Source organism: Caloramator quimbayensis (assembly GCF_900167605.1).
Lineage (GTDB): Bacteria > Bacillota > Clostridia > Clostridiales > Caloramatoraceae > Caloramator_B > Caloramator_B quimbayensis.
Genome location: NZ_FUYH01000005.1, coordinates 40,408 through 57,705, shown reverse-complemented (window position 1 = coordinate 57,705; position 17,298 = coordinate 40,408). Strand labels below are relative to the sequence as shown.

The following is a 17,298-nucleotide window of genomic DNA, read 5'->3' as shown; positions in this document are numbered from 1 at the left end:
TATAGCAGTAATACGGGCTCAATTAATTTTAAATTTAATCATTTATTGTACCAATAAAAGCTGTTAACAAGAGAAATAGTTCCTGAAAATCCTAATACGATTGCCCATTGAATGAGATTTAAATTTTGTGTATAAAATATCCTTTGAAGATAAGTATTATATACTACTAATATAAGCATAATCATAGAAGATGCAACAGCAAAAACAAGATATATATTTGTAAAAAAACCTATTTTAAATATAGAATGTCTCTCCGACCTGCATTCAAATACATGAAACAGCTGAGACATAACAAGTGTACACAATGCAATAGTTCTCGCTAATTTTATATTTCCTTGAAATAAATATAAACTCATTGAAAATGCAGCTACTGTACAAAAGCCTATCAATACCCCTCTAATAATTATTTTTTTCCAAAGGCCTTCAGAAAAAATGCTTTCATTTTTCCCTCGCGGTCTTTTTTCCATAACATCCTTTTCTCCCATTTCAAGGCTTAGTGCTATAGCAGGCAGTCCATCCGTTGCAAGATTTACAAGAAGTATTTGAATAGGTAGCAGCGGAATTGGAAGATATAGAAGGGATGATAAAAACATAGTAAGTACTTCACCTGTATTGCATGATAAAAGATATCTTATAAACTTCCTTATGTTATCATAAATAACTCTTCCTTCTTTAACCGCAGCAACTATAGTTGCAAAATTATCATCCATAAGTATCATTGAAGAGGCTTCCTTTGTTACGTCAGTACCAGTAATCCCCATAGAAACTCCAATATCCGCCTCTTTAATCGCTGGGGCATCATTTACTCCATCCCCTGTCATTGCAACACAGAATCCTTTTCTTTTATAAGCTTTTACGATTCTAAATTTGTGAGAAGGATTAACCCTTGCAAATACCCTTATTTTATTAATCATAGCATCAAGCTTTTTATCATCCATTTTATCAAGTTCTTCCCCTGTAATTACAAGTCCATCTTTATCTAATATTTTAAGCTCCGATGCAATAGCTTTTGCAGTAAGTTTATGATCTCCCGTTATCATAACTGGCGTTATACCTGCTATTTTGCATTCAATAACTGCATCTAACACTTCTTTTCTTGGAGGATCTATCATTCCAGCAAGTCCAATGAAAATCAGATTATCTTCCTTTGTATCGTTATTTTGGATTTTTTTATAGGCAAAGGCTATTACTCTTAAAGCTTCCTGTGCCATGTTATCGTTAACAGCTGTTATTTTCTTTCGAATATCCTCATTTAATTCTTTAATCTGACCATTTATTAAAATGCTACTGCATTTTTTTAGTATGCTCTCTAAAGCACCTTTAGCATACATATATCTTACTTTATTATCAAAACATATTATAGACATCATTTTTCTATCTGAATCAAAGGGATTTTCTTTTAATATTTTATATTTTTTCTCAAGGTTTTCTCTATTAACTTTAGCTTTTAATGCCATTACCAAAAGAGCTATTTCTGTTGGATCCCCCGAATATTTTATTCTTTTTTTATTATCATAGGTAATACTTGCATCATTGCACAAAACGCTGCACTCCAAAAGTTTGTTAAAATCCTCATCCATTAAAGGGTTTAGATGGATTCCATTATATGTAATGCTTCCAATGCTGTCATATCCATCACCTGTTACACTTAAAAGCCTTTCAGATACATAAATTTTCTTTACAGTCATTTTGTTTTGAGTTAAAGTTCCTGTTTTATCAGAACATATTACATTAGTACATCCTAAGGTTTCAACAGCAGGAAGTTTTCTAACCAATGCATTTCTTTTCATCATCCTTTGAACTCCAAGAGCTAAAGATACTGTAACAATAGCTGGCAGGCCCTCAGGTATAGCTGCAACCGCAAGGCTTACCCCTACAAGAAACATCTTATAAGCATCTTCTCCTCTTAAAATCCCTGTTATAGTAACAACTGCACATACTATTAAGCATCCATATACCAGCCATTCTCCAAGCTTATCGAGCTTCTGCTGAAGAGGAGTTTTTTCTGCTTCAATTTGCTGAAGCATGTCTGCTATTTTACCCATCTCAGTATCCATTCCCGTTGTAATTACCCTTGCTTTTCCTTTTCCATGGGTAACGTTGCAGCCCATATATAAAAGGTTTTCAGATGAAGGCTTTTTCTCTCCATAATGAGGTCTTTTTTCTGCTGAAACTGATTCACCTGTTAATATTGATTCATCGCTCCTAATATTATTACCTTCAAGTATTACACAATCTGCAGGTATTCTGTCTCCTGCTTCAACTTCTACTAAATCTCCTATTACAACTTCTCTTGCCTTAACTATAATTTTCTTTCCATCCCTGATTACCTTAGCTGTTGGAGATGCAAGTTCTCTTAATGACTCGAGAGATTTTTCCGTTCTGTATTCCTGAATAAATCCAAGAACAGCGTCCATAATAATTATAATAAGTATAGTTACAGCATCTGCAGTTTCTCCCATAAAAGCTGATATTATTGTTGCCGATAGTAGCACCCAGACTATAAAATCATTAAACTGCAATATAAATATTTTAATTGGGGAAACTTTTTTTCTTTTAACTATCTCATTATAGCCGTACTTTAAAAGCCTTTTTTTAACCTCTTTTGATGATAACCCATTCATAATATTTGTATTTTCACTGCTTTTTGAATCAAACACTCCCAAATATATCAACTCCTTTTTCAACCTATAAATATTTATATTTCAAAATCTTAATTACTATCACCATCAAATCATATTAATTTATAAATAAATTAATTACATAAGTTTTCATAATATTTCATTTTCTAACGTGCATATTTACTTTTTTAAGGTTTATAATATATAATCTTAAATATACTAATGAGGAGGTGAGTGTATTGCAGGACTTAATCTATGTGACAGGACATAAAAATCCCGATTCAGATTCAGTATGTTCAGCAATTGCCTACGCTGAGCTTAAAAGAAAGCTTGGCTTTAATGCATCGGCAGCTGTTCTTGGAGAATTAAACAGAGAAACTGAATTCATACTCGATTATTTTAAAGTATCAAAACCTGAATTATTAAACACAGTAAAAACTCAAGTATGCGACCTGAATATAGATAAAGCTATCATAATATCACCTGATGTATCAATAAAAACTGCTTGGATGCTTATGAAAAAAAATAACGTTAAAACTCTTGCTGTTGTTGATGATAATGAGAGATTAACAGGTATTGTAACATTATCAGATATTACCAAGAAATATATGGATATACTTGAAAACAGCATAATTTCTACAAGTCAAACGCCTCTTAGAAATATAATTGAAACTTTAAATGCAAAATTGATTACAGGAAGCAATGAAGATTTTAAAACAACTGGAAAAGTAGTCGTAGCTGCAATGGCACCTGAACAGATGAAACCTTTTGTAGATGCAGGAGATATTGTTATTTCTGGTAACAGAAGCGATAATCAGCTTACAGCAATAGAATACGGTGCCAACTGCATAATAGTTACAGGGGGCTGTGAAGTCGATAATGAAGTCATTGAATCTGCAAAGAAAAAAAGATGTATAATAATGACTACTCCTAACGATACATTTGCTACTGCAAGGCTAATAAATCAAAGTATTCCTGTTAAACATATTATGACAACTAACAATATAATTAGTTTTGATGTTGATGATTTTATAGATGAAATAAAGGACAAGATGCTTCAGACAAGATATAGAAGCTATCCCGTTGTAGATGAAAATAATAAAATTATTGGCTTTGTTTCAAGATATCATTTAATCTCTCAGAATAGGAAAAAAGTAATACTTATGGATCATAACGAAAAATCTCAATCAGTAAATGGAATCGATGAGGCTGAGGTACTTGAAATAATTGACCATCACAGAGTTGGAGACATACAGACAGGAAAACCTATATACTTTAGGAACGAGCCTGTTGGCAGTACTGCCACTATAGTTGCTAATATATACTTTGAAAATGGAATAAGGCCAACAAAAAGCATAGCTGGAATTTTATGTGCTGCTATAATATCCGATACTTTAAATTTTAAATCACCTACATGTACCTTTGTAGATAAGCTTACTGCTGAAAGGCTTTCAGAAATGTCAAGCATAAACATAGATGAATTTTCACTTAAAATGTTCAAGGCTGGTACTTCTCTTCAAGGTAAAATGCCTGAGGAAATCTTTAATCAGGATTTTAAAGAATATAACCTTGGTAAATACAGAATAGGCATAAGCCAAGTAAATACAATGGATACCGAAAATATATCTGAAATAAAGGAATCTCTAATTAAATATATGAATCAGATATGTAAAGATAAAAACTACAATCTTGTTATAATGATACTAACCGATATTATCAAAGAAGGTTCAGAGCTTTTATTTGTTGGAGAAAATAAAGAACTTATTTCAAAAGCCTTCAATATTCAAGCAAGCGGTAACAGTGTATATCTTCCTGACATAGTATCAAGAAAAAAACAGGTAGTACCTCCTTTGTCAACAGCTGCTGCTGAATAAAAACAAAATGCGCTTGTTTTTACTTTTTCAAGCGCATTTTTCTAATTCACATTAAAACTTTTACTATCAGTATCCATAAAATCTCCCCAAAAAATATTTAAAATTATAAATTTGACACCTTTACTGAAACAGGCTGTTCAAATATTCCACGTTTAACTTCAGTTGCAGTAATATGGCTTGCCTTTAGCTTTTCTGTAAGATAATTACATGCATCCCATGGGTTGATTTTATCTCCGCAGGTAAACACATCAACTGCTGCGTAGCCTAATTCCGGCCAAGTGTGTATAGTAAGATGTGATTCTGAAATAACCACAACTCCACTAACCCCCATAGGACTAAACTTGTGAAAAGCAACCTCTCTAATTTCCGCTCCTGATGAAAGCGCTGAATCGACCATAACTTTTTCAATAAGTTCTCTGTCGTTTAATATTTCGGAATCACATCCGTAGATTTCAGCAAGAATATGACGACCCAATGCGTTCATTCTAACTCTCAACCTCCCTTTAATCAGTGTTTTATTATATATATCAAATAAATTGTATCAAATTTGCCCAAAATGTCAAGTAAATTTATTAAAATCCAAAAAAAAATTAAAATAGAAATGAAACATGACATTTTTTCTTAAAATATCTCCATATTTTATATCAATATTATGCTCACTTAATGTTATAATATGCTTTTTATAAATAAAAAAACTCAATATTAAAAAATAATTTTACTTTTTAATATTGAGCTTAATTATTATATTAAGTTAAGATAAAATTCATATACTATTCTACATCTTTTAAAGATAAGCTGACCCTTTTAGATTCTAAATCTATACCTGTTACCTTTGCTTTTACAATTTGGCCTATTTTAACAGCATCCTGAGGTTTATTAATCCTTCTGTCGGAAAGGTTTGATATATGAATAAGCCCGTCTACGCCTGGAATTATTTCTGCAAAGGCTCCAAATTCAGCAAATCTAACTATCTTTACATCTATTACGTCCTCTGCTTTATATTTTTCAATAAACTCCTGCCAAGGCTCTTTTCCTGCTCTTTTAATGCTTCCAGTAACTTTCTTTTCTTCTGCGTTAACCTTAATTATTATAAGTTCAACTGTATCGCTTTCCTTTAATACGTCCTTAGGCGTTTTTATTCTCTTCCATGAAATCTCAGAAACAGGAACAAAAACATCTACATCTCCTACATTGACGAATGCTCCCACATCAATCATTGATTTTACTGTTCCTTTAAAAACCTGTCCTTCTTTTACCCTTTCAAAAAATTCACTTGCCCTTTTTTCTCTTTCCTGCTTTAACAAATCTCTTCTTGATACAACAAGCTCAACAGTATTTTTTCTTTCCTTTACATCTATAACCTTAACCGAAAGTTTTTTGCCTACATAGGACTTAATATCCTCATCCTTTACTAATCCTATCTGTGAAACAGGCATAAAAGCCTTTACATCTCCATATTGGCATTCAAGTCCTCCCTTGTTCTCTCTTATAACAGCAACATCTATATATTGACCCTTTTCTTTATATTCATAAAGTTTATCTATAAATTCCTGCTTTTCAAGGGGCTTTCTGCTTACTAAAACATTACCCTCTCCATCGTTCATCTTTATAACCTGAAGTTCAAAAGTATCTCCAACTTTGAACTTTTCTTTTAAATTAACTGGAAAGTTTGAAGCTTCTTCAACAGGGAGAACTGCGTCTGATTTATAACCTATATCGAAGAAAACCTCCTTATCATTTACAAGAAGTACTGTGCCGTTAACAATGCTGTCCTCATATACTTCTTCATATCCTGTAAAATATTCATCCATTTCATTTGGTTCATTTTTAACTATATTTTGCTTATCCACTTTTTTCTTCTCCTTTTCAATATTTATTTGTTGTTTATTATTAAAATTATTAATTTTATCAACAGCTTCTTTAATTACATAATCTGGAGTTGAAGCACCTGCAGTTATTCCTATACTGTTTACATCTTTAAAAAGATTCAAATCTATATCCTCAGCAGTCTCTGCAAAGATAGTAAGAGGGCAATTTTCTCTGCAGATTTCATAAAGCTTTTTAGTGTTTGAGCTTTCCTTTCCGCCTATTACAATCATTGCATCTACTTTCTTTGAAAGCTCTTTCGCCTCCTGCTGCCTTACCTGAGTTGCACTGCATATGGTATTAAAGATTAAAATTTCCTTTGAGATTTTAATTAAACTGCATACAATCTCCTGCCATTTTTCTTCATTAAAAGTAGTCTGAGCTACTATACAAACCTTTTCAAAGTTTTTTTGAATATTTATATCATCTAATGAATTTATAATGATTGCGCTGTTTTCACACCATCCATTAACTCCCTTAACTTCAGGATGTTCCTTATCTCCTATTATTATAATTTTATAACCTAAATCGTGCTTCTCTTGAACTATTTTATGTATATTTTTTACATAGGGACATGTTGCATCTACTATTTCTGCATTTAAAGCCATAAGCCTATTATAATCTTCCTTTGATATTCCATGGGATCTTATTATGACTTTACTTTGCTCATTTATTTCAGATATATCCTCTGCAACATCTACTCCCTTTGCTTTTAAATTCTCAATAACCTGACTGTTGTGTATAATTGGCCCTAACGTTACAGCTCTTTCACCCTTTAGAGCAACATCTTCGGCTTTTTGAACTGCATTTTGAACACCGAAGCAAAAGCCTGCACTTTTTGCAATTGTAATTTGCATATTATTCCCCCTTAAGTTCGTACAGTTTTTGTATGACCATTTGACTCAGCTCAAAATAGTCATCATTTGTCATCTTTTCTTTTTTATATTTTGTAAAATCAATAGGTTGTCCATATTGAACCTTAATCTTTGAAAACAACCTATAGCTTCCTGTAATAAGCGTTGGGATAACTGCCTTTCCAGATTTAATAGAAAGCATTGCTACTCCAGGATTTGCCTGACCAAATTTTCCTGTTTTCACTCTTGTTCCCTCAGGGAAAAGACCAACTATCTTTTTATCCTTTAAAAGTTTTAAAGTCATCTTTATAGCATTTAAATCAGCCTCTCCTCTTTTTACTGGATAAGCTCCTAATCCCTTTAATATTATCCTTACAAATGGGTTTTTAAAAAGTTCTTTTTTTGCCATGTATCTTACCTGCCTCGGGCATGTTATTCCAACTACAACAGGGTCTCCAAAGGCAAAATGATTAGGGCATATAATAACCCCTTCATCCTTAGGAATGTTTTCAGTTCCAACTACCTCAACTCTATAAATTAAATGAAATAAAATCCACATTAAATATTTGGCAAAATTATAAAAAATCATGCTTTCACTCCCACTTTTTTCACAATAGAAATAATTTCATTTACAACATCATCAATAGATTTAGATGTAGTATCAATTTCGACAGCATCATCAGCTTTTTTTAATGGATTTACTTCCCTTGTTGAATCTATTCTATCTCTGTTTTCAATATCCCTGCATATATCTTCAAATGTAACATCGTTACCCTTTTCAATCATTTCCTTATATCTTCTTTTAGCCCTTTCATCAACCGATGCAGTGAGAAATATTTTAATATTTGCATCTTTAAGTACGTTAGTTCCTATATCTCTTCCATCCATTATAACACTTTTTAATGAAGCCATATTTCTTTGAAGCTCAACTAACTTTCCCCTGACAAAAGGCATAGCCGCAACATCAGAAACTTTACTGCTAACCTCTATTTTTCTTATATCCTCCGAAACATCTTCTTCATCAAGATAAATTCTGCCATTTATAAAATCAATATGAGTTTCATTTAGGAGTTTTTTTATAGAATCGATATCCTCTAAACCTATACCTTTTCTTATTATTTTAAGAGTTATCGCTCTGTACATCGCTCCTGTATCTATATATTCAATATTTAATCTTTCAGCAACTATTTTTGAAATCGTGCTTTTTCCTGCTCCCGCAGGTCCATCAACGGCTATTACTATATTTTTCATAATACCCTCCATAAAATCACAATAATATATATTCAATGCAATTTAAAAAATTCCTTCATGTAAAATATAAAACTATAAATCCTTTCTTAAATCTTTTGCACCGTTTATATATATATGTTTAGCTTCTTCCTGCTTTATATCTTTATCTACGAACATTAAAACCCTTATACATTTTTCAAGACTTTTTTCTACATACATCTCCTGAAGGCACATAAGGCCTGCCCTTACTATTCCCATATTTCTCGCAGCCTCTGCAGGATAGGCAGAGGTTATATCCCTCGTACAGGAAAAAATTATAGAAATTATATTTTCTATTTTAATATCATTGGCATCAATAATTTTTTTAAGAAGGTCCTCTGTACAGCTTAAAACATCTTCTTTATTATCGTTTTCAATAGTTGTTGCTCCTCTTATGCAGTACATAACACACCTCCTAAGAATAAAATCCGGCACAATAACCTGTTGAAAAGGCTATCTGAAGATTAAACCCTCCGGTAAGTGCATCAACATCAAGTATCTCCCCAGCGAAGTACAGCCCCTTAACTATTTTAGATTCCATTGTTGAAGGATCAACTTCCTTAACGTCAACTCCTCCAGCTGTAATAATTGCCTCGTCAATAGGCCTTGTTCCAATTATAGTAATTTTAAATTCTTTTAACAATTTTACAAGATTTTTTCTCTCATCTTTAGTTATTGAGTTTACCTGTTTTTCTGGATTAATGCCTGAAAGATTTATAATAATTGGAATCAATTTAGATGGCAGAAGCTCATTTAATGAGTTCTTGAACTGCTTATTTTTAAAGTTTTCAAAGTCCCTTATTATCCTTTTATCTAATTCATTATGGTCTAAAGCTGGTTTTAAATCAATTAATATTTCAACTTTTTGAGGCAGTATATCTATAACCTTTCTGCTTGCAGACAAAATTATAGGTCCTGAAACTCCGAAATGAGTAAATAACATCTCTCCAAAGTCCTTATAAATAACTTTGTTTTTGTGTTTTACAGTAACTTCTACGTTTTTTAAAGAAAGTCCCATAAGTTCCTTAACCCATTCTTCTTCAGTTACAAGAGGAACAAGGGACGGTCTTATTTCCGTAATGTTATGGCCAAGCTTTTTAGCAAAATAATATCCATCTCCTGTTGATCCAGTTAAAGGATATGATTTTCCTCCTGTTGCAAGTATTACCGAATCGCACTTTATCTTTTCGCTGCCGTTTATTTCAACACCCCATACAGCACCTTTAAACTCAATTATATCAGTGACTTTAGTGCCCAGCATTATTTTTACGCCATTTTCATTAAGATACTTTTCAAAGCATTTAATAATATCGCTGGACTTATCAGACTGCGGGAAAACTCTTCCCCCTCTTTCAACTTTAAGCCTAACTCCGCTGTCTTCAACCATTTTCATCAAATCATAATTTGTAAAGGTATACAATGAGCTGTACATAAATCTCGAATTTGTAGTTATATTCTTGATAATTTCTTCAATGTCTTTATCAGTAGTCAGATTACATCTTCCTTTACCTGTAATAAAAAGTTTTTTGCCTAATTTTTCATTTTTCTCAATAAGAGTAACATCCTTACCTTTCATTGCTGCAATTATAGCTGCCATCATTCCAGCAGCTCCTCCGCCAATAACAACAACACGTTTCATAATTATATCTCCTTTAAATGGCATGTATCATTCATTAAAAGTATGTCATAACTGTCCCCATTATATTCAATTATATTTAAAGCCGTATTATCCTGCCTTATTTTATGCAGATTTGAAAGTTCCATCCCCAAAATATGTGCGATCATTACCTTAATCGTTATTCCATGAGATACAATCAATATATTTTTATCTTCGTTTTCTTCTATTATTTTATTTAGTTTTCCAATTGCCCTTATAATTATATCCGATACCCTTTCCGCATTTGGAATAATTGCAAGATGAGGGGTTTTTCTCCAAACGTTATATATATCATTATATTTTTCTTTTATCTCATCAAATCTTAGGCCTTCCCAATCTCCAAGATTTATTTCTCTAAACTCCCTGCATTTATTTACATTTCTATTATGTTCCTTTGAAATAATGCTCGCAGTCTTATATGCTCTAATCAAATCGCTTGAATAAACCAAATCTATTTTCTCTTTTTTTAGCCTTTTTGCTATTGCTTTTGCTTGCAGCAGTCCTTCCTCCGATAAAGGAATATCATTGCTGCATCCTTGAGAGCGCTGTTCTCTATTCCAAAGCGTTTCACCATGCCTTATTAAATATATTTTAGACATAATATTCCCTCCGCCATTATTGTAATCAACAATAATAAGAATAACATAATTTAACGCTATAAAAAAGAAAAAAAGCTTTATTTTGCTTAAAAAAGCATAAATAAAAAGAACCCTCAAAGAGGATTCTTTTTATTTTATTTTTATTAATAATTTCCCTGTGCATGCATAGCTTCAGCAACTTTAATAAATCCTGCGATGTTAGCACCAGCAACAAGGTTATATCCAAATCCATATTCTTCCGAAGCTTTCTTACAGTTATTGTATATATTAACCATTATCTGATGAAGCTTAGCATCTACTTCCTCTGCAGTCCATGAAAGTCTCATGCTGTTTTGTGACATTTCAAGAGCTGATGTTGCAACTCCTCCAGCATTTGCAGCCTTTGCAGGTCCAACAATAACTCCATTTTCAAGGAAGTATTGAACTGCTTCATTTGTACATGGCATGTTAGCTGCTTCACATACGAATTTAACTCCGTTTGCAACGATTTTCTTAGCATGTTCTAATGTAATATCGTTTTGAACAGCGCATGGTATTACTATATCAACCTTAACATCCCATGGTTTTTCTCCTGGGAAGAATTGAACGCCGTATTTATCAGCATAGTCTTTTACTCTTGCACCTTTGTTAATGTTGAGCATTTCAACAAGGTAATCTACCTTTTCACCTACAACTCCATCTGGATCATAGATGTATCCGTCTGGTCCTGAAAGGGTAACAACTTTTCCTCCAAGCTGTTCAACTTTCTTACAAACTCCCCAAGCAACATTACCAAAACCTGAAACTGCAACTGTCTTACCTTCAAAGCTCTGTCCTTCATGCTTTAACATTTCCTGACAGTAGTATGAAACTCCAAAACCTGTAGCTTCTGGTCTTATTAAGCTTCCTCCATAGGATAAGCCTTTTCCTGTTAATACTCCGTTTTCAAAGGCTCCTCTTATTCTTCTGTATTGTCCATATAAGTATCCTATTTCTCTTGCTCCAACGCCGATATCTCCTGCAGGAACGTCAACATCTGGACCTATATGTCTGTAGAGCTCTGTCATAAAGCTCTGGCAGAATCTCATTATTTCACCATCTGATTTTCCTCTTGGGTCAAAATCAGATCCTCCCTTACCTCCGCCTATTGGAAGGCCAGTAAGAGAATTCTTTAATATCTGTTCAAATCCGAGGAATTTTATAATTCCAATATAAACTGATGGATGGAATCTTAATCCTCCCTTATATGGTCCAATAGCTCCATTGAATTGAACTCTGAATCCACGGTTAACTTGAACTTTTCCTTCATCATCTACCCATGGAACTCTAAACATTATCTGTCTTTCCGGTTCGCAGAATCTTTCAAGAAGATTTTCCTCAATATATTCTGGATGTTTTTCTAAAACTGGAGTCAATGAGTTTAATACTTCTTCAACTGCCTGTAAAAATTCTGGTTCGTTTGGATTTCTCTTCTTTACCTTTTCGATTACTTGACTAATGTACTCAGACGGGGTAAGATTTTCCTTTGCCATAAAAAAGCCTCCTTAAAATAAAATAAAACAAAAATTACATTGACAACTTCATTATGAATTAAATATTTTAATTTTTCAACAATAAAAACCTATATTATTCAAGTTTTAATTCGAATTATCATTAGTTTGTTTCATTTTTCTCTATTTTATAATATTTTTTCTATATATTGAATAGTCTGATAATTATTTAACAACATTCAAATTTATATATCGTTGCTTCCTCTGGACCTATATGTATAAATGTTGTATTCTTCCCAAATGTTTTCAAGGGTTTTGAAGGTTTCTGATATATTCTCTTTTTCTCTTAATCCTACTGCAACAATCAAAGCATTAATAACGCTAAGCGGTGCAACTAATGAATCTACAAAGGATGCCATATTGCTTTGAGCTATTAAGGTAAGATCTGAATTCGATGCAAGGGGAGATAAAAGGCTGTCAGTTACTGCAACGACCTTTGCATTCTTGCTCTTTGCGAATTTAAGAGCCTCAACTGTTCTGCTTGAATACCTTGGAAAGCCTATTCCTATAACCATATCTCCTTCCCCTACTCTTAAGAGCTGCTCGAATATATCGCTTACACCATTCGACACAACCCTGACATTGTCAAGAATTAGTCCAAGATAAAAGCCTAAAAAGTCAGCAAGAGCCTGTGAACTTCTAAAACCAACTATGTAAATTCTCTTTGCGTTAAATATTTCATTAACAACCCTATCAAAGGTATTATTATTTATTTTTTCAAGGGTTGCTCTTATATTTTCCATATCTGCCTTTAATACACTTTTTAAAGCGTTTTCTTCGCTTATAAAATCGCTTGAAATTTCAATTCTCTGTACCGATGTCAGCTTGTTTTTAATTAGCTCCTGAAGAGCAACTTGAAGCTTAGGATACCCGCTAAAACCAAGTTCGTTTGCAAACCTTACTACCGTAGATTCACTAACCCCTACTGTATTTCCAAGTTTAGCAGCCGTCATAAAGGCTGCCTTATCATAATGTTTTAAAATATACTCAGCTATGAGCTTTTGCCCCTTACTCATCCTTGGAAATCTTACTTGAATTAACTTCATTAGATCATACTTATTGTTGTCCATATTTTCACACCCCAAAATAAAAATAAAGAATACTGCAAGTTTTTATTTTAAATATTTCATTTTGCAGCTTCATTTTAACACTTTTTTCACAATTTTGCAACATTACCTTCAATTTTATTTTGAGGCTGGTACTTCTCCATCATAAATAGAAATAACATCTTTTCCATTTTTCCTCGTAAGACCGAATATTATGCCTTTTTGTTTTAAATTTTTATTTAAAAAATCTACTATCTTATACATGTTTTCATATTCACTGAATTCCATAAGAGCTATAAGATTTAGACTTTCATGATTCTTTTCCATATATATGCCTCCTATATAAACCATTTAGAAACTTCTTTAATTATCTTAAAATTAGTTAAATCATAATGAAGAGGAGTTATCGTTACATAGCCTCTTTTTATATTATAAACATCTGTGTTCTCATCATCAATATCCTTTGGTGTTCCCTGAAGTTTATATCCAATTTCACCCTCCTTTGTAGGCGATTCAATATAACAATTTTGATATATCCTGTTTCCTAATTCACAAACTTTTATACCCTTAATTTCATTTTTCTCAATTGGCGGAACATTTATGTTGAGTACAACATCATTAAGTCTGTCATTAGAAGATTGTTTTAAAATTTTGTTTGTATACTCTGCTGCTAAACGGTACTTATCCTCACTAAAATTTAATTCTATATTTTCATCATATCCTAAAGACACAGCTATAGAAGGTATTTTATAAATAGCACCCTCAATAGCTGCAGATACCGTCCCAGAATAAATTACATCGGTTCCAAGATTATAGCCTAAATTTATTCCTGATATTATTTTATCAAACTTATAAGATGATATCTTATCGATTGCTATCTTAACGCAATCAGCAGGAGTACCGTCAACACTGAATGCCTTTGATTTAATACCATCTATTTTAACTTCCTTTATAACTATGGGTCTGTGAAGAGTGACTGAGTGACCACAGGCACTTCTTTGCTCACTCGGGGCTACCACTATAACTTCATTTTCTTTCTCAATCTCCTTAATTAGTTCATGAAGCCCTATTGAGTTTATTCCATCATCATTAGTAATTAGTATTCTCATATTTTTCCCTCCATTCATATCAATATTTATATTATATATTTACTTTTAATTTAACATACTAAATATATGACTGATTTATACTGAAAGGGTGCAAAAGATGATTCAAATCGACGATGCTGGAAGCGGAAGTCTTGTAGGAGGTACTGTTATTGGTATCATAAGGACTGAGACTTTAGATTTTTATTACGATATAATACCCGTTGAATTTTTTAAAACCCCTGAATTTGAAGAAAAAAAATATAAGGATTATTGCATTAAAATAATAGAAGAAGGGTTAAATGAGTTAAAAGTTTCAAAGGATGAAGAAATAGAAATCTGTCAGGGTTATATATTCGATAAAGCAAGAAATTATTTAAAGGAAAAGGGATATAAAGTCTTAAGCGTTAAAATATCTGAACCTCTTCAAAGTATAATTGAAGAAACCTTTATTGATTATGCAATTGGTCTTGGTATACCTCTCGACTATCTTCAATATACTAAATATCCCTTCCATTTTCACAGACTTTTAAAATGGGTTTTAGCAGATTTTAAAAAAAGGTCTGAAATCTGTAAAACCGGATGGAGCAGCTACAAAAAATACAGCTCTATAAAAACAGAGCATTACATCGATTATCTTTATAATTCAAACTTTAGATGTTTAAAATGCGGTGATATTATTGATGCTCCATGTAAAGTTTCCGTAATTAAATTCGTAACAAACAATGAATACTTTATATATCTTCACGAGAACTGCTATTCTTCTCAATAACGATAACAGATGGAGAATTGCTGTAACGATTTATAAATCCTATTTCCATAACCGCATAGTCCTTCGGATTTAAAGACTTTAAATAATTGAATATTTCATCCCTTTCCCTTCTCCCCTCCTCATGGGGATAAGCAACTATTGTTATTATTCCGCCTGTCATTAATAAATTTAATCCCTTTTTCAGGGCTTTTAATGTAGTTTCAGCCTTTGTTACGATATTTATGTCCCCCTTTGGAAGATAACCGAGGTTGAACATTACAGCCTTTACACTTTTATTTATATACCTATCCATGTTTTCATGTCCGTCATTTACAGCGATTACATTACTTATATTCAATCTACCAGCAGTTTCTTTAAAATTATCTACAGCGATTTTTTGTATATCAAAGGAATAAACGATACCTTTTTTTAAAATATTGCTTAAAAATATAGTATCGTTTCCATTTCCAAGGGTAGCATCTACAGCATTATCATATTCACACAACTTTTTTTCAACAAAAGATTGAGCCATTTGAGTAGCTTTTACTACAACGCTGAACATCTTATACCTCCTTTGGTAAAGTCAAATAGACCTTTGTACCCCCTTCTATTTCGCTTTCAATTTTAAAATGATAATTAAACCCATAAAGCATTTCTAATCTATCCTTGATATTTTTAAGGCCAAAGGATTTCATTAAAGCAACCTTTTCAAATTCTTCCCTCGACATCCCAACCCCCGTATCACAAATAATAAATTCTACTCTATCCTGATTGTCAAAAGCCTTAATATATATATCCCCTCCAATTGGTTTTGGAAAAATACCATGTTTTATTGAATTTTCAATTAGAGGCTGAAAAATCAATAAAGGAATTCTTATATTCATCATATCTTTAGGTATATCAATATGAAGCTCAGCCCTGCTTCCATATATAATATTCTCTATTGAAAAAAATAATACTAATAGATTTATTTCTTCCTCTAATAAAACAATTCCTTCTTTTATGTTTAAAATATATTTTAAATATACGTTGATTTTTATCAAAAGCTCCCTTACAGTTATGGAATCCTTATGACATAGATTGGAGGCTTCATTTAATGATTCAATTAAGAAATTGGAATATATTCTATCTTTAATAAGTTTAAAGTAGATATTAAAATCCCTGATTCTTTTCCTTTTTCTTATTTTTAATATAAAAGAGTTTTTATATATTAACTCTTTGTATTTATCTTTTATAAACTTTAATATACAATTAACTTTATTTATCAAAATACCACCCCCAAATCCTTCTGTTTAATATATAGTTAGAATTTATATATTTAATTACAAAAATTCAGGGGTATTGTTATATGTATAGTACTTTATAATGATTTAATATAATCGATTTCACTTTCTGTAAGATTTCTCCACTCTCCTTCTCTTAAATCTCCAAGGTTCAGCTTTCCTATTCTTATCCTTTTAAGTTTTATTACGGGATGACCTATTTTTTCGCACATTTTTCTAACTTGCCTGTTTCTTCCTTCATGAATTATTATTTGAAGGACGCTTTCCTTTTCCATTGATTTTATTATTTTAAGCTTTGAAGGAGAAGTAATATAATCATCTATTTTTAGACCTGCCTCAAAATTTTTTATCTCATCTTTTGTTGGAATTCCCTTTACTCTTGCTATATAAACCTTATCGATTTCCTTTGAAGGATGAGTCATTTTATAGGCTGCCTCACCATCGTTTGTAAGTATTAAAAGTCCTGAAGTGTCATAGTCGAGTCTTCCCACAGGATATATCCTTTCTTTTACTTTAACAATATCAAGAACCGTCTTTCTATTTTTTTCATCCTTTGCTGATGTTATTACTCCAACGGGTTTGTTCAGCATTATATAGATTTTCTCAGTCTCAGGCTTTATTGTTTTTCCATCAATCTTAACAACATCCTTTTCGTCATCTATTATAGTTATATCATTAACAGTAATACCGTTTACAGTAACCCTTCCCTGTAATATTATTTCTTCACATTTTCTCCTAGATGCAACTCCGCATCTTGCCATGTACTTTTGTAATCGTTCCTTCATTTTATACACCTCAACGCTATATTTCCTGTTTAAACATTATAATTCAATCTTTATATAAACACAATTATATATATATAAA

The 17,298-nt window shown here is 32.0% G+C and carries 17 protein-coding genes; 2 read left to right on the top strand and 15 right to left on the bottom strand.

Going from position 1 to position 17,298, the window contains the following annotated elements:
- Positions 1-38 precede the first annotated feature (38 nt).
- Entirely contained in the window at positions 39-2,624 is a 2,586-nt protein-coding gene (locus B5D15_RS04260) for a calcium-translocating P-type ATPase, SERCA-type (protein ID WP_078695991.1), read from the bottom strand.
- Between the two features lie 236 nt (positions 2,625-2,860).
- Here B5D15_RS04260 and B5D15_RS04255 point away from each other — a divergent pair, with 236 nt between their 5' ends.
- Positions 2,861-4,495 carry a putative manganese-dependent inorganic diphosphatase gene (locus B5D15_RS04255; protein ID WP_078695878.1) on the top strand — a complete coding sequence of 545 codons (1,635 nt, stop codon included), beginning with the start codon at positions 2,861-2,863 and terminating at the stop codon, positions 4,493-4,495.
- A gap of 103 nt (positions 4,496-4,598) precedes the next feature.
- Here the strand turns inward: B5D15_RS04255 and speD are convergent, their stop codons facing one another.
- From speD to surE, 11 genes are all read right to left on the bottom strand, one after another.
- A complete protein-coding gene (gene speD / locus B5D15_RS04250; protein WP_078695877.1) occupies positions 4,599-4,979 on the bottom strand; it encodes an adenosylmethionine decarboxylase in 381 nt (126 codons plus the stop codon).
- A gap of 286 nt (positions 4,980-5,265) precedes the next feature.
- Positions 5,266-7,218, bottom strand: coding sequence for a bifunctional 4-hydroxy-3-methylbut-2-enyl diphosphate reductase/30S ribosomal protein S1 (locus tag B5D15_RS04245; RefSeq protein ID WP_078695876.1), 1,953 nt, complete (start codon positions 7,216-7,218; stop codon positions 5,266-5,268).
- A 1-nt stretch (position 7,219) separates the two neighbouring features.
- Entirely contained in the window at positions 7,220-7,804 is a 585-nt protein-coding gene (locus B5D15_RS04240) for a lysophospholipid acyltransferase family protein (protein ID WP_078695875.1), read from the bottom strand.
- Positions 7,801-8,466, bottom strand: coding sequence for a (d)CMP kinase (gene cmk / locus B5D15_RS04235; protein ID WP_078695874.1), 666 nt, complete (start codon positions 8,464-8,466; stop codon positions 7,801-7,803). The genes B5D15_RS04240 and cmk overlap by 4 nt, the downstream gene beginning before the upstream one ends.
- A 72-nt stretch (positions 8,467-8,538) precedes the next feature.
- The gene (gene aroH / locus B5D15_RS04230; protein ID WP_078695873.1) at positions 8,539-8,889 is read right to left on the bottom strand and encodes a chorismate mutase; all 351 of its coding nucleotides are present in this window, start codon (positions 8,887-8,889) and stop codon (positions 8,539-8,541) included.
- A 10-nt stretch (positions 8,890-8,899) separates the two neighbouring features.
- Positions 8,900-10,123, bottom strand: coding sequence for a BaiN/RdsA family NAD(P)/FAD-dependent oxidoreductase (locus B5D15_RS04225; RefSeq protein ID WP_078695872.1), 1,224 nt, complete (start codon positions 10,121-10,123; stop codon positions 8,900-8,902).
- A 2-nt stretch (positions 10,124-10,125) separates the two neighbouring features.
- The gene (locus B5D15_RS04220; RefSeq protein WP_207651447.1) at positions 10,126-10,740 is read right to left on the bottom strand and encodes a histidine phosphatase family protein; all 615 of its coding nucleotides are present in this window, start codon (positions 10,738-10,740) and stop codon (positions 10,126-10,128) included.
- 143 nt (positions 10,741-10,883) lie between these two features.
- A complete protein-coding gene (gdhA, locus tag B5D15_RS04215) occupies positions 10,884-12,251 on the bottom strand; it encodes an NADP-specific glutamate dehydrogenase (RefSeq protein WP_078695871.1) in 1,368 nt (455 codons plus the stop codon).
- A gap of 203 nt (positions 12,252-12,454) precedes the next feature.
- Positions 12,455-13,339 (bottom strand): MurR/RpiR family transcriptional regulator, encoded by an 885-nt coding sequence (locus tag B5D15_RS04210; protein ID WP_078695870.1) that lies wholly within the window; start codon positions 13,337-13,339, stop codon positions 12,455-12,457.
- A 114-nt stretch (positions 13,340-13,453) separates the two neighbouring features.
- A complete protein-coding gene (locus B5D15_RS04205; protein WP_078695869.1) occupies positions 13,454-13,642 on the bottom strand; it encodes a YpmA family protein in 189 nt (62 codons plus the stop codon).
- A gap of 11 nt (positions 13,643-13,653) precedes the next feature.
- Positions 13,654-14,424 carry a 5'/3'-nucleotidase SurE gene (gene surE / locus B5D15_RS04200; protein WP_078695868.1) on the bottom strand — a complete coding sequence of 257 codons (771 nt, stop codon included), beginning with the start codon at positions 14,422-14,424 and terminating at the stop codon, positions 13,654-13,656.
- A gap of 97 nt (positions 14,425-14,521) precedes the next feature.
- Between surE and B5D15_RS04195 the strand changes: the two genes are divergently transcribed.
- Positions 14,522-15,172 carry a hypothetical protein gene (locus tag B5D15_RS04195; RefSeq protein WP_078695867.1) on the top strand — a complete coding sequence of 217 codons (651 nt, stop codon included), beginning with the start codon at positions 14,522-14,524 and terminating at the stop codon, positions 15,170-15,172.
- On the opposite strand, the gene mnmM is transcribed toward B5D15_RS04195, so the two are convergent.
- The 3 genes from mnmM to B5D15_RS04180 form a co-directional block, all read right to left on the bottom strand.
- The gene (gene mnmM, locus B5D15_RS04190) at positions 15,135-15,713 is read right to left on the bottom strand and encodes a tRNA 5-(aminomethyl)-2-thiouridylate-methyltransferase MnmM (RefSeq protein WP_078695866.1); all 579 of its coding nucleotides are present in this window, start codon (positions 15,711-15,713) and stop codon (positions 15,135-15,137) included. The two genes, B5D15_RS04195 and mnmM, sit on opposite strands and share 38 nt — an antisense overlap.
- 1 nt (position 15,714) lies before the next feature.
- Positions 15,715-16,419 (bottom strand): sensor histidine kinase, encoded by a 705-nt coding sequence (locus B5D15_RS04185; RefSeq protein WP_078695865.1) that lies wholly within the window; start codon positions 16,417-16,419, stop codon positions 15,715-15,717.
- Between the two features lie 92 nt (positions 16,420-16,511).
- Entirely contained in the window at positions 16,512-17,219 is a 708-nt protein-coding gene (locus B5D15_RS04180) for a pseudouridine synthase (RefSeq protein ID WP_078695864.1), read from the bottom strand.
- Positions 17,220-17,298: the final 79 nt, after the last annotated feature.

Excerpts from the sequence above, each read along its gene's own strand:
- B5D15_RS04240 (WP_078695875.1), bottom strand. The coding sequence starts at position 7,804 with ATGATTTTTTATAATTTTGCCAAATATTTAATGTGGATTTTATTTCAT.
- B5D15_RS04210 (WP_078695870.1), bottom strand. The coding sequence starts at position 13,339 with ATGGACAACAATAAGTATGATCTAATGAAGTTAATTCAAGTAAGATTT.
- B5D15_RS04195 (WP_078695867.1), top strand. The coding sequence starts at position 14,522 with ATGATTCAAATCGACGATGCTGGAAGCGGAAGTCTTGTAGGAGGTACT.
- B5D15_RS04220 (WP_207651447.1), bottom strand. The coding sequence starts at position 10,740 with ATGTCTAAAATATATTTAATAAGGCATGGTGAAACGCTTTGGAATAGA.
- B5D15_RS04205 (WP_078695869.1), bottom strand. The coding sequence starts at position 13,642 with ATGGAAAAGAATCATGAAAGTCTAAATCTTATAGCTCTTATGGAATTC.
- speD (WP_078695877.1), bottom strand. The coding sequence starts at position 4,979 with ATGAACGCATTGGGTCGTCATATTCTTGCTGAAATCTACGGATGTGAT.
- B5D15_RS04260 (WP_078695991.1), bottom strand. The coding sequence starts at position 2,624 with ATGAATGGGTTATCATCAAAAGAGGTTAAAAAAAGGCTTTTAAAGTAC.
- mnmM (WP_078695866.1), bottom strand. The coding sequence starts at position 15,713 with ATGTTCAGCGTTGTAGTAAAAGCTACTCAAATGGCTCAATCTTTTGTT.
- surE (WP_078695868.1), bottom strand. The coding sequence starts at position 14,424 with ATGAGAATACTAATTACTAATGATGATGGAATAAACTCAATAGGGCTT.
- gdhA (WP_078695871.1), bottom strand. The coding sequence starts at position 12,251 with ATGGCAAAGGAAAATCTTACCCCGTCTGAGTACATTAGTCAAGTAATC.
- B5D15_RS04245 (WP_078695876.1), bottom strand. The coding sequence starts at position 7,218 with ATGCAAATTACAATTGCAAAAAGTGCAGGCTTTTGCTTCGGTGTTCAA.
- B5D15_RS04180 (WP_078695864.1), bottom strand. The coding sequence starts at position 17,219 with ATGAAGGAACGATTACAAAAGTACATGGCAAGATGCGGAGTTGCATCT.
- cmk (WP_078695874.1), bottom strand. The coding sequence starts at position 8,466 with ATGAAAAATATAGTAATAGCCGTTGATGGACCTGCGGGAGCAGGAAAA.
- B5D15_RS04225 (WP_078695872.1), bottom strand. The coding sequence starts at position 10,123 with ATGAAACGTGTTGTTGTTATTGGCGGAGGAGCTGCTGGAATGATGGCA.
- aroH (WP_078695873.1), bottom strand. The coding sequence starts at position 8,889 with ATGTACTGCATAAGAGGAGCAACAACTATTGAAAACGATAATAAAGAA.